Here is a 13,876-nt window from a genome sequence, read left to right as displayed (position 1 = left end):
CTTCGGGATCGAAGAACGAACAGAAGATGGCCCGCTCGCTTGTAACTTGGCACCACCTTCCGGAGGCAGGATTCATGAGATTCACCCGCACGCTCCTGACCTGTGCAGTCGGCTTAGCAAGCTGCGCACCGGCCCTGGCGCAATCGCTTAACACTTCCCAGATCGTTGGGACGGTACAGGATCCGACAGGCGCGTCCGTACCGGATGCCATAGTCACGCTGACGCAAACCGATACTGGGCTCGTCCGCACGGTGAAGACCTCGTCGTCCGGTACGTATAGCGTGAACGATCTGCCGCTGGGCCCTTACAAATTGCAGGTATCTGCGCCGAATTTCCAGGGGTACACCGTCACCGGCATCGTCTTGCAGGTGGGCAGTAATCCCACGTATGATGTGAGGCTCGCGATTGGTTCACAGACAGAAGAAGTGACTGTCCAGACATCGGGCGGCGTTCAGGTCGAGACAGTAAGTAATGGCATCGGCCAGGTCATCGACCAGCGGCAGGTGGTTGAGTTACCGCTGAACGGCCGTGACCCAACACAGCTCATTGCACTTGCCGGCGCCACCACAACTGCGCCCGCAGGCGATCTCAACTCGAATAAGAATTTTCCGACGATCACCATTGCTGTTGCGGGCGGCCTGCCGAACGGTGTGGCCTACATTCTGGATGGCGGCAACCACAATGACGTGTTCAATAACCTGAACCTGCCACTGCCGTTTCCGGATGCTCTGCAGGAGTTCAAGTCTGAAACGAGTTCGCTGCCCGCACAGTATGGCAACCATGCTTCGGCCGCCATTAACGCAGTCACGAAGAGCGGCGGCAATGCGTTCCATGGCGATGTCTTCTACTTCGTTCGCAATTACATGTTCAATGCCGCGAACTTCTTCGGCTACACCGCGCCCACCGCAACCGCTGCTGCCACCAAGACGCGCGACAACCTGAAGCGCAACCAGTTCGGTGGTGTCATCGGCGGTCCCATCATCAAAGACAAGCTGTTCTTTTTTGGTGGTTACCAGGGAACGATCGTCCGATCCGTGAGCGCACCGACCCAGACATTCACACTGACGCAGGCAGAACTGAATGGCGACTTCACCGGTTGCTATCCCACCACGGGAGCGGTGAAGCTCGGCGGGCCTTTCATCGGCAACAAGACGAATCCTGCGAACTACAGCCAGCAGGCGCTGAACATTGTGAAGGCTGGCATCCCGGTTCTGAATGATCCATCGAATCCCTGTGGCTCGATCAACGTGCGCCTGTCGCAAAATTCCACCCGTCATGATGTGATCGGCCGCGTGGATTACACCATCAATCCTTCGCAGTCGATCTTTGCGCGCTACCTGATTGCACGCTACAACTCGCCGGTGAACGTGGATCAGTCCAACCTGCTGACTGCGAACCAGGTGGGCCAGCTTAACCAGGACCAGGCACTCACGCTGGGACATACGTGGATCATCACGCCGAACGTGGTCAACTCGCTGCGCATTACGGGAGACCGCACACTTGGTCTGCGTCAGCTCTATCCGTTCTTCGATCCGAGTTCCGTCGGTATCAACGCCTACACGAATCCCGGCTTGAAGGGATTCATGGGTATCACGATCACCAACGGTTTCGCGTTGGGCCAGGGCGGCAATAATCCGGGCTACTTCAACACGGTGAAGTACCAGCTCGGAGACGATGTCACCTTTGTTCGTGGCTCGCATTCCTTCGCCCTTGGCGGCCAGTATCTATTCGCCTACATGAACACGGTCAACAACCGTCCCACGAACGGCTCGTACACCTTTGCCGGAACGGTGAACGGCGGCAACACCGCCGGCTTCGCCGACTTCCTGACCGGCCAGGTGAGCACCTTCAGCCAGGGTGCAGCTGATTACGAGAACGATCGCTGGCACTATGTTGCGTTTTATGGACAGGATTCGTGGAAAGTGACGAAACACCTGACGGCAAACTACGGCCTTCGGTGGGAGCCTTATATCCCCTTCTATAACGTAAATAGTCACGCTGAGAACTTCGACATTGCCCGCTTCAATGCAGGACAGAAGAGCAGCGTGTACACCGCGGCGCCTGCCGGGCTGATCTTTCCAGGCGATGCCGGCTTCCCGGGTCGCTCCTATAACAACGGCAAGATCAGCAGCGGCTTCCAGCCTCGCGTAGGTTTCGTCTGGGATCCGTCACACGATGGCACCATGTCCGTCCGCGGCGGCTACGGCCTGTTCTATGACACGCCGCAGATGTTCTTCGACACGCGCTACTCCAACTCCCCACCGTGGGGGCAGACACTCTCTCTGACGAACGTTCCGTTGGCCAGCCCGTTCGCAAACTACCCGGGCGGCAACCCGTTCCCGGGCCTGCTGAACCTGAACTCTGGCACCACTTTCGTGACAGGTGGCGTGTATGTGAATACGCCGCTGAACCTGAAGCCCATGTATCTTCAGCAGTTCAACTTGAGCGTGCAGAAGCAGTACAAGAGTTGGCTCTTCGGTGCCACTTACCTGGGCAACACGACAACGCATCTCACAACGTCCTACGAACTGGATCCGGCGGTCTACATTCCCGGAACACAGAATGCTGCAAAGAATGGCTGCGGTGCCATGCCCACCTCCGTGCAGGCAACGATGGCAGTTGGCGCAGCATGTTCGACAACCGGCAACACCAACCAGCGCCGCGCGCTGTACCTGTCGAACCCGGCGCAGGGTGTGTTCTACTCCACGATTGGTCAATTGGATGATGGCGGCCATGCGAACTACAACGGCATGTTGTTGTCCGTAAATCGCCGCGCCAAGCTGATGAACCTGGTCGCAAATTACACGTGGTCACACTGTCTGTCCGAAGCGGAGACGACGGAACTTACCGGCCCGTCGTACATCATCCCCGGGAATCGCGCCGCCAGTTACTCAAACTGCGATTCAGATCGCCGGCATGTCGGTAACGTTTCGCTGATCCTCAATTCGCCCCGCTTCCAGCAGCGGTTCACTAACGCTGTTGTCGGAGGATGGGGACTCTCAACTATCTTCACCATTCGCAGTGGTGGCTATTACACCGTGACCTCTGGCGTTGACAATGCACTCAGTGGCATCGGCGCACAGATCGCAACGCGCATCAGCAACCCCTACACGGCATCCACGCGCTTCGGGGCGAGCGGGCTCATCACCAAGGCCGCTTACGCCTCTGCGGCGACTGGAACCTACTCGTTGAATCGTCCACTGAACACGCTCGGACCGGGCAGCTACCAGTTAGACATGGCACTCACGCGTGAATTCCCCATCTACGAAGCCACCAAGGTTCAGTTTCGCTGGGAGGTCTTTAACGTGCCGAATGAGGCCGTATTCTCCAACCCGACGGCAGCGCTCAACAGCAACAACTTCGGCATCGTCACGACGACCGCTGCCGATCCACGCATCATGCAGTTCGCTTTGAAGTACATATTCTAAGCGTATGACGCACTCTCCCTCAGGCCCATGCATCACGCATGGGCCTGATCCTTTTAGGCACACGCACATTGAGCATGAAATAAAAAAAGGGCCCGGCTTTCGCTGGGCCCTTTTCTCGCGAATATTGTGACTTACTGCATGGATGAGATAACAACGCTGTTGGCGGGCAGCTGGATTGCAAGACCGTTCTTCTCCGATTGCACACTCCCAGTGCCGAAGAGCGACGTGCTGTTTTGTAAGCCAGCCAGCGATGTCTCTGCCGTGGGCATGTGAAGCGTTACGTCTTCGCCGCCGCGATGAAGTGCGATGAGAACGTGCTGCTTTCCTTCCGTCCGTGTGTACACGATGGAGTCGGTCGATGTGTACAGGATCTGCAGGGCGCCAGTCTGCAATGCGGGAGTCGCTTTACGCACGGCAAGGAGTCGGCTTGTCCAGTCGAACATCTCTGCCTGCACGGGTGTGCGCGACGTAGCCTGGAAGACGTCTCCTTTCTCTCCAGCAAAGCCGCCCGGGAAGTCGCGGCGATTGTCCGGATCCTGCCAGCCTTCCATGTAGAGCTCGTTGCCGCTGTAAAGCTGTGGCATGCCACGCACAGTCGCGAGAAACGCCATCGCCAGCTCGCCGCCTCGCAGCGTTGCATTGGGTTCGCTGGCAAAACGGATGAGGTCATGGTTATCGAGGAACGGCACCAGGCGCTCCGGGTGCGGGTAGAGTGAGTCCTGCCGCAGGATGGTGGTGAGTTCCGTCATCGGCGAAAAGCCTGTGAATGCATTGCGAATGGCAAAGTGCAGCGGATAATCCAGCGGAGTCCACAGCTTCGTATCTGCACCATCGCGTGTCACACCACCAGCAAAGGAAGAGTTAATGATGGGATCAGTCCCGGAGACCTCTCCAACACTGGTCAGGTTGGGATAGAGGGTATGCAGCGTGCCGTTGAATTCAGTCCAGAAGTCACGCTGGACATACGGGAAGGTATCGATCCGCAGACCATCGAGCCCCGCTTCTTCCGTCCACCAGATGGCGTTCTGCGTCAGGTACTTTGCGTTGGCAGGGTTCGATTGATTGTTATCCGGGAGCGTATCGACAAACCAGCCTTCAGTAATGTCGCGCTGTGTGCTCCACGGTGCATGGGAATTTGTAAGTGGCTGAAATTCCATCTGCGCCACAGTGTGCTTCGCCTTGGTACCGTGGAACCATGTGGGTTCCGGTTCGTCATTCACCCAGGGGTGAGCGGGACCGACGTGATTCGGCACCGTATCCAGTACCAGCTTCATGCCGCGGGTATGCAGTGCCTTGCTGAGTGACTTCAAGTCATCCAGCGAGCCGTAGTGTTCGTCCACCGCATACATGTCCGTGGCACCGTAGCCGTGATACGAATTACGGTCGTGATTCTGATAGACCGGTGTGATCCACACGGTATTGATACCCAGCGCCTGCAGATAGTCCAGGTGCTGCTCAATGCCACGAAGATCGCCGCCGTGCCAGCCATGCGGATCCTTACGCTGGGCCTGTGCGGCAGCACTGTCCGCGCTGTCCTTCGCTTCAGGGCCATCGTTGGTGGTGTCACCGTCGGCGAAGCGGTCCGTCATGATGAGATACATCACGTCCTTCGACGAGAAGCCCGCAAAGCCATCGTTCGCATCGCGGCGCGTCTCGAAGCGGAAGGGTGCGGTCGTCTTTCCCTGAGCGCTTTCTACCGTGATGGTCACGCTACCGGCCCTGGCTGCATCCTTGGCGAGCCACAACTCGGCCCAGTGGCCGTTGTCGGAGATGACGGTGTGATCGATGGCAATGCCATTGATAGTGAAGCGTGCGCCGGTGAAGTGTTCGCCATTCAGCAGCAACATGGGCGCGGGCATGTTCACCCACCAGTTCGGTGGATCAATCTTCTTGATGGCGGGTGCCTGCGCCGCCATGGGCAGGCAGCTGCATGCTGCCAGCGAGAGTGAGACAAATACGGAACGGAAGCGAAGCATGGTGGCATCTCCAAAGGTAAGCAGTTCAACAAGAAGGGCGCCGCAGAAACAAGCTCGCGGCGCCCTGGGGAGTGAGTAAGAACGACTTAGAACAGGAAGCGGATCGCCATCTGCATCTGACGCTCGGAAGCCGAACGCGTCGCCGTGACCTTCCCGAAGTTGCCGTCCGTGATGGTACCGTCCGGGTTCTGGAACTGCGGTGTGTTGGTCACGTTGAAGACCTCAGCACGCAGTTCGGTCTTCAGGCGCTCCGTGATGCCAAGCGTCTTGAACATCGACACATCGCCCGAAGCCAAGCCAGGTCCGTAGAACTGGTTGCGACCCGTGTTGCCCTGGCGACCAACTGGCTGCGTCTTGCTGAACGCTGCCGGGTTGATGTAGTTGCCCTGGATGCTGTGGGTGTAGATGGGCTGACCGTTGTTCGCATAGTCCGCACGGATGCTGGTACCACCGCCATACACAGGGAAGGTCACGCTGAAGGGCGTACCCGTCTGTGCCTGCACGATGGTGTTCAACTGCCATCCGCCAAGGACGTAATCGACGCCACGGTTGATGCCACCACCGAACTGCTGACCACGGCCGAACGGGATGCTGTACAGTGCGCTCGCCACGAAGACGCTGCGCTGATCCAGCGAGCTGTTGCCCTTATTCAGACTGTGATCGTAGTAGTTCAGATCGCTCACAGCGTAGAAGCCCAGGTAGCCGTTGGTGTTGTCGATGTTATGCGCCCACGTGTACGACGAGGTGAGCGTAAGGCTCTTCGCCGCGCGGTAGTTCAACTGCGCCTGCAGGCTGTTGTAGTGGCTGACACCGTCATTCAGGTTGTAGACAACCTGGCCCAGCGTCGGGAAGGCGGTGGGAGTCGTTGCGCCAGCGGAGAACGGCTTGCTGTTGTAGTTGTAACCCGTTGCAAGGTGCGTGGAGAGGTTTCCAACGTAGCCAACCGTCATCACCATCTTCGGCGTGATCTCATGCTGGATCTGCACGTCATACTGCTGCACCGTGGGGATCTTCTCCGTCTGGTTCACAGCGAAGACGTTCGCACCGGCGAGCGATGACGTCGAAGGTGCCGGGAGAGGAGCAGTCGCCAGCGTGCTGCTGAGCGAGCTGCCATTCGGATTCTGGCCGGTGAACGCGATACGCGAACCGCCGCTCGCATAGTACGACGTGCTGCCACCAAACGGCACCTGCTGGCCGAGCTGGTTGTCGATACCACCACGATCCAAGAAGTAGAAGATGCCATAACCGCCACGCAGAACCGTCTTGCCCTGACCGGTCAGGTCATAGGAGAAGCCGAAGCGCGGTGCGAAGTTGGTGAAGCGAGTGTTGATGATGGAACGAGCGACACCGTTCTGGCCCGCAATGAACTCCGTCGGGTTGGCGCCGGTGCTGTTCGGATTCAGAGCAGCCTGGCGGTTCTGCTGCTCCGTCGGATTGGTGATCAGATCCCAACGGAAGCCCAGGTTGAAGGTAAGCCGGCGGGTGACCTTCCAGTCGTCCTGTGCGAACGCGCCCACTTCATAGTTGCGCGTACCGAACAGGCCGCTCTGCGCACCGATGCTGTAGTTGTCCGCAAAGCCTGCGAGCACTTCCGACGTGTCATAACCGGTGAAATCACCGTTGCCAAGCTGGAAGTAGCCCTTGCCCGAGATGGGGCGGAAGTAAGCCACTTCACGACGGATGGCATTGCCACCAACCTTGAAGGTGTGGCCCTTCCAGATATAGGTGAGCGCGTCGTTGAACTGGTAGGTGTTCTCCGGAACCAGGTAGGTACCGTAGTCGCCGGTGTACTCCAACTGGCTGCCGTTGCCGCCGATGAGAGCGCCGCCGCCCAAGTTCGTGGTGCGGTTTGCATTCACGATGCCCAGGTTCGCCGAGATGGGCGTGTTGCTGAATACGGGCTGGTTCGCAAAGGTGTAACGCGTGTAGCCCGCACGGAACTCATTGATGACGTTCGGTCCGAAGGTGTGCGTCTCACCCAGCACATAACCGCGCGCATGGACGTAGTTGGTACCGGAAGCAAAGCCTGCAGGCAGCGCCGAGAAGCGCGACGTCCGTGCAAAGTTGCTGTTGTCATAGCTGAAGCGAGCGAACAGACGATCCGCATTGGAGAGGTTCCAGTCCAAACGACCGTCAATCGTGTTCGAGTGACGGATATCCGTGCGAATGGTGCGGTAGTTGTTCTGCGTGCCACCCAACGTGCCTGGGATGTTCGGCAGCGGATAGGCATTCAGGTAGTTCAAACCAGCCTTGTTCAGGCGGCCCGTCGGGATCATGTTGCCCGCGAATTGCTGGCAGGTGGTCGGGTCATAGATACCGCCGTTGACCACAACCGTCTTCACACCGGCAATGCCGCAGACCGAAGGAGCCTGTGTGCTGCCCTGTCCCAACAGTTCGGAGAAGTTGCCCTGGCGCATCAGCGCCGTGGGGACAGTCACGATCTCGGGGTTCAAGGGCGAGTTCTCACGAACGCCCGAGTAATCACCGAAGAGGAATAGCTTGTCCTTGATGATGGGACCACCCAGCGCACCGCCAAAGGTGTTGCGCTTGAACGGCAGAGCGGGTGTCTTGCTGGCGCCCAGGAACTGGTAGTTCGGGCTGGCGTCAAACAGGTTCGAGCGGGAGAACCAATACGCGGATCCGTGAATGCCGTTCGTACCTGACTTGATCGAGGTCTGAACGATCGCACCGCCGGCGCGGCCGAACTCAGCCGGCGCCGTGCTGGTGTTCACACGGAATTCTTCCGTCGCTTCCACGTTCGGGAAGAAGTTCAGGGTGTTGACCAGGCCTTCGTTGTTGTCGACGCCGTCCAGGATGTAGTTGTTGGCCTGGGGACGCAGACCGTTGGTCGAGAGCGAACCGCCGCCCGACGAGCTGTTGCGGAAGGTCTCCGCATCACCGTTGACACCAGAAGCACCGTTGCCATAGTTGCCACGGGTCACGCCGGGCGACAGCAGGGCGAGCTGGGTGAAGTTACGTCCGTTCAGGGGAAGCTGTGTCTGCTGGCGGCTGCCGACGACTTCGCCGATCGTCGACGATCCCAGGTCAACCAGGGGAGCAGCGGTGCTCACTTCGACCGTCTGGTCGCTCGCTCCAACCGTCAGCTTGAAGATGAGGGTCTGGGTCTGCGAAACCTGCAGATCAATCGTCTGCGTGAAGGTCTGGAAGCCATTCATCGTAGCGGTAATCTTGTAGGTGCCGCGGGTCAGCGCGGGGAAGCTGAAGTTGCCGGCGGCGTCCGACGTGATGGTCTGGGTCGCTGCTGTGCCGGTGTTCGTAATGGTGATCGTCGCGCCGGGGATGCTCGCCTCGGTGGTGTCTTCGACGACGCCTGTCACGCGGCCGGTGTCGGTCTGCGCGTGCATGGCGATGCTTGCGAAACCGAGGGACAGTGTCGCAGCGGTGACGCAAAGGTTTGAGCGAAAGCTCTTGTGCTTCAACTTCATGGTGGTGCCTCCAAAACGCACGCGCAGGCATAACCTGCTCGGGCATTGTGACTCTCCCTAAAATGGCGTCAGCAATTCCATCGTCTGCTGATCCTTTTCGGATGGAAGTCACATCAACTACTAAGCGCCTTCGTTTCTTTGAGTTGTGAGCTGTAGTCAAGAGTGGGATGTCTCCCGAGAGAGCAAAGTGGTAGATTTTGCGGTGCAGCTTATGCAGAACCAGATTCATCCCGTGCGTGTAGGATTTGGCACCTTTGAGGCCGACCTTTCCACTGGCGAGCTTTGGCGTGGTGGCTTCCGCATCAAGTTGCAGAGCCAGCCCTTCCGCGTGATGGCAGAGCTGATCCGCCGGTCCGGGCACGTAGTGACGCGGGAAGAACTTCAGGCTGCGGTGTGGGAGAAAGGGACGAATGTCGACTTCGACCACTCCCTCGGCACTGCGATCAATAAGATCCGGGAAGCACTGGGAGACACTGCGGACAATCCACGGTTCGTCGAAACCCTTCCCAGACGCGGCTATCGGTTCATCGCCCCTTTAACAGTTCTGGACGAGCCAACGCCTGCATCGCCGGAGCCAGGAGAGATCCTGCCGCCCGTGCTGCCCATCGAAGCGGAGATTTCCGGTGCAGTACTCACCCCTGGACCGGTAGAACTGACCCCGCCGCTGCCTCTGCTTGAAGAAACCCCATCTGCATCTGCAGCGAAGCACCGGAGATTTGGGTATGCCGTTGCCGCAACCGTAATACTGCTTGCAGGCCTGGTGGGTTATGTTGCAGGCTCAGGCCGCACTTCCTTGACGGTCCCCGTCATTCGCCAAGTCACTCATACACAAAGGGTTCTTCCAGGAGCAGATGCCACGGAGTCGTTCCCGGTGACTGTCACGGACGGCCTGCACCTGTTCGCATCCGTTATCCGGGACGGCGGCGTTCATCTGGAACGGATCACGATTGCCGGCGGTGAGAGCTCGCCTATCACGCTGCCGGATGAGGTGGCGGGCCCTGCCATCGCGGACATCTCGCATGACGGATCCCGACTGCTCGTCCGCAGCCACGCTTCGAACCAATCCGAACAACCCCTTTTCATCGTCCCGGCAGGCGGCGGCTCAGCACAGCGTGTCGTCCGCGTGCTTGCACATGACGCGACGTGGATGCCGGACGATCAAAGCATTCTCTATGCGGCGGGCAATGACCTCTTCGTGACGCCGATGACCGGTGCGAAACCGGAGCGGTACGCCTCCTTACCTGGGCGCGCGTTCTGGCTGCGATGGTCTCCTGACGGCAAACTGTTACGTTTCACGCTTTTCGATCCGCTAACCCACACGCAAAACCTTTGGGAGTTGAAGGTATCGGACCACTCCGCACATCCGCTGTTGCCGAACTGGTCCGAGACTCGCGAAGTCTGTTGCGGTAGCTGGATGCCGGAGGGTCGGGGCTTCGTCTTCCAGGCGACCCAGGGCCAGGCATCCGACCTTTGGATGCTGAATGGAGTACTCAAACGGCCGGTACGGCTGACGGATGGCCCGCTTGCCTATCAAGGCCCGGTCGCCGCGCGGAACGAGACCACGGTATACCTGACCGGCGTCGCTTCCGAAGGCGAAGTGCAGTTGCTGCGGCCGAACAGCAAGGAATTCGTGCCCGCCCAGAGCTTTTACAGCGACGCGCACCGCCTGGAGCAGACGCGCGATGGTAAATGGCTGGGCTGGGTCGACACCGAGGGGCGGCTTTGGCGCGCACGGTCTGACGGTTCCGAAATTCTCCAGCTGACCTCGGCCGACCTGCAGGTCTTCGTCGCACATTGGTCGCCGGACGGGTCGCGGATCGCGCTCATGGCGCGTACACGCACCGGTGCGTGGAGCCTCTTCCAGGTTCTGGCGGACGGCAGCGACCTGCAGCCCCTGCTGCAGACGCGCAGCAACGCGGCCGATCCGACGTGGTCGCCGGACGGCCAGCAGATTGTGCTTGGACAGACGCCGGATTTGATGGGAAAGGACGCCGCACCACGCACAATCCAGATCTTTGATCTCCGGACGAACAAGCTCACCACGCTCGACGGCTCGAGCGGCCTCTTCAGCCCGCGCTGGTCCCCGGATGGACATCACATTGCGGCCATGTCCTTGGATCAACGAGAGCTTCGCCTGTACGACGTCGCAACCAGGCAATGGCGCGTGCTCGCGACGCGTGCCGCCGCTGACCCGGTCTGGTCGCCCGATAGCCGAAGCCTTTATGCCGATGCCTTCACCGAACCCGGCCAGCCCGTCTACCGGGTTAATGTCGCCGACGGCCACATGGAAGATCTTGGAGGCATCGCGAACTTTCGGTCCACCGAGTTCAGCGATTTGGTTCTTTGTGGTGTCTTCGACGACGGAACGGTGGCTGTCAGAGGCCGGCTGACCACCGCAAACCTCTATGCGCTTCACCTCGGCGCATCCCGAAGCAAGCCCTAAAGACTCAATCCAAGAGAGTTAGCTGTTGACATACAGATGAGGTGAAAAGGTCTGGCTGCGGATTGCGCTGACCCACCCGAACCCGAGATGGTCGCTGGTATGCTCCGGTCCAATCTCTGCTGCCTCTTTGTTCTTGGCCTCTCTTCCGTCCCAGTCGCACTCGCTCAGCAAGCCGTCCGACCCACCGCAAGCGGTCTGACCGCCACCTCAGATGGTGTAACGCTGGAGGTCACGGCGCTGCAGGCCGACAAGCTCCGCATTCGCGAATGGCGATCCGCCCCACCCGAAGACGCATCCTGGGCCGTGCTCTCTGCCAGCCGCACCAGCCGGGCGACCGTCACGGCCGATTCCAATGGCTTCCACACGAGCCAGCTCTCCGTGGAAGTTGGATCCGATTTACATCTGGTCATCCGCGACCATGAGGGTCACATCCTGCAGGAGGATTCCACCCCTGCCCAGTGGCGTGGGGACGGTTTCCACATCTACAAGAAGCGCGGCGACAACGAACACTTTTTCGGCCTGGGCGACAAGCCCGGCCCACTCGACCGTGCCGGCCAGGAGTTCACCATGTGGAACACCGACGACTTCGGCTGGCAGGAGTCCGCAGACCCCATTTATAAGAGCGTGCCATTCTTCATGGACGTGAAGGACGGGCGCAGCTTCGGTGTCCTTTTCGACAACACCTGGCGGACCTCCTTCGACTTCGGTCGCGAAAGCGCACAGGAGTACAACTTCGGATCGCAGGGCGGCCCTGTCGACTACTACTTCCTCTACGGTCCGGAGCCGAAGCAGGTGATGGCCGCCTACGCGTGGCTCACCGGGCCCGCGCCCCTGCCGCCGCTCTGGTCGTTCGGCTTCCAGCAGTCGCGCTACACCTACAACCCGGAATCGCAATTGCTCGACGTCGCCGCTCACCTGCGCAAGGACAAGATCCCGGCCGACGCCCTTTGGCTCGACATCGACTTTCAGAAGGACAACATGCCCTTCACCGTCGATTCCGTTCGCTTCCCGAAGTTCCCGGAGATGGTGCAGCAGCTCGCAAAGGACCATTTCCACCTGATCGTGATCGCCGACACCCACATCGCAGACAAGCCCAACATCGGCTATGCGCCCTACGATTCCGGCACTGCGGGCGATCACTTCCTCAAGAATCCTGACGGCACCACCTACGTCGGCAAGGTCTGGCCCGGCGACTCTGTCTTCCCCGACTACACGCAGGCGCGAACCCGCAAGTGGTTCGGCACTCTCTATAAAGACTTCGTTGCGCAAGGCGTCGCAGGCTTCTGGGACGACATGAACGAGCCGGCGGTCTTCCGCTATCCGTCGAAGACAATGCCGCTCGATACCCAGCATCGCATCGACGAACCCGGCTTCGCGAAGCGGACTACCTCGCATAACGAGGTGCACAACATCTACGGTCTGCTCAACAGCCAGGCCAGCTACGAAGGCGTCCTCGCCCTGCGACCGAACGAGCGTCCCTATGTCATGACGCGCGCCAGCTACGCCGGTGGTCACCGCTACGCTGTCACCTGGACAGGGGACAACAGCTCCACCTGGAATCACCTCCGCATGACCGTTCCGCAGCTCGCCAATTTGGGCATGAGCGGCTTCAGCTTCGCCGGTGCCGACGTGGGCGGCTTTGCCGGTTCACCGCCGCCGGACCTGCTGACCAAGTGGCTTGAGATTGCAGCCTTCCAGCCCATCGATCGCGATCACTCCGCCAAGGGCACGCGCATGCACGAACCCTGGGTCGACGGCCCCGAACAGGAGGCCATCCGCAAGCACTACATCGAAGAGCGCTATCGCCTGCTGCCCTACCTCTACACCGTCGCGGAAGAGACATCTCGCGATGGCATGCCCATGGTCCGGCCACTCTTCATGCAGTATCCGCACGCCACGGCGGACGGCAGCCCGGTCGACCTGATTACGGGCGGCGCAGAGTTCATGCTGGGACCGGACATGCTGATCGCACCGAATCCTTCCCCGGAAGAAGTCGCGCAGTATGAGCTGCACCTGCCCCCGGGTGCCTGGTACGACTACTGGACTGGCGCTCGCGCAGGTGTCGGAACCGGCGGCCAGGCGCGCGACGCGGAAGTGCGCGACGCCCTGCTGGAGAGCAAGCGCATCATGCTGACGCCCGAACTCGCGACGCTGCCTGTCTACGTCCGTGGCGGCGCAATTCTGCCAATGCAGCCGCTGGTGCAAAGCACCGATGAGACGCCTTCCGGTCCGCTCACGCTACGGGTGTATCTGCCCACTGCCGGCGGCACCTGCAACGGCAGCGTCTACACCGACGATGGTCACTCTCTGAACTATCGCAATGGAGAATACTTCCGCATGAACGCAACCTGCGCCACGGAAGCCGACGGCTCCATCAGCGTCAGTCTGGGTGCGGTGGAAGGTCGCTACAAGCCCTGGTTCAAGCAGCTTCGGATCGAGGTGCTGGGCTCACAGCAGACCTTGCAGCAGGCCACCATCGATGGCAAAGCGACACCCATCCAGAGCTCCAACGGGTTTGTCAGCATCACGACCGCGGTGAATCCAAGGGGCTCACGCATCTCGCTGCGGTAGGCACTCATCGGA

Annotated in this window: 5 protein-coding genes; 3 read left to right on the top strand and 2 right to left on the bottom strand. The window is 59.9% G+C overall.

What is annotated here, in order from left to right; translation table 11 throughout:
* Positions 1–74: 74 nt before the first annotated feature.
* Positions 75–3,428 carry a TonB-dependent receptor gene (locus BLW03_RS11805; RefSeq protein ID WP_074655964.1) on the top strand — a complete coding sequence of 1,118 codons (3,354 nt, stop codon included), beginning with the start codon at positions 75–77 and terminating at the stop codon, positions 3,426–3,428.
* Between the two features lie 131 nt (positions 3,429–3,559).
* Here BLW03_RS11805 and BLW03_RS11800 read toward each other — a convergent pair whose 3' ends face one another.
* Together BLW03_RS11800 and BLW03_RS11795 are read right to left on the bottom strand one after the other, a co-directional pair.
* Positions 3,560–5,404, bottom strand: a complete 1,845-nt coding sequence (locus BLW03_RS11800) for an alpha-amylase family glycosyl hydrolase (RefSeq protein ID WP_074654266.1) — start codon at positions 5,402–5,404, stop codon at positions 3,560–3,562.
* Positions 5,405–5,490: 86 nt separating this feature from the next.
* Positions 5,491–8,850: a TonB-dependent receptor gene (locus BLW03_RS11795; protein WP_074654264.1), complete on the bottom strand. Its 3,360-nt coding sequence runs from the start codon at positions 8,848–8,850 to the stop codon at positions 5,491–5,493.
* A 211-nt stretch (positions 8,851–9,061) separates the two neighbouring features.
* Between BLW03_RS11795 and BLW03_RS11790 the strand changes: the two genes are divergently transcribed.
* Both BLW03_RS11790 and BLW03_RS11785 read left to right on the top strand, forming a co-directional pair.
* Positions 9,062–11,293, top strand: a complete 2,232-nt coding sequence (locus BLW03_RS11790; RefSeq protein WP_074654263.1) for a winged helix-turn-helix domain-containing protein — start codon at positions 9,062–9,064, stop codon at positions 11,291–11,293.
* A gap of 99 nt (positions 11,294–11,392) precedes the next feature.
* On the top strand, positions 11,393–13,864 hold the full coding sequence (locus tag BLW03_RS11785) for a glycoside hydrolase family 31 protein (RefSeq protein ID WP_074655963.1): 2,472 nt from the start codon (positions 11,393–11,395) through the stop codon (positions 13,862–13,864).
* The last annotated feature ends 12 nt before the right edge of the window (positions 13,865–13,876 follow it).

Origin of the sequence: Terriglobus roseus (genome assembly GCF_900105625.1) — a bacterium.
GTDB classification, from domain to species: Bacteria; Acidobacteriota; Terriglobia; order Terriglobales; family Acidobacteriaceae; genus Terriglobus; species Terriglobus roseus_B.
The sequence above is the reverse complement of the archived record's forward strand: the minus strand, read 5'-3'. Positions and strand labels throughout refer to the sequence as shown.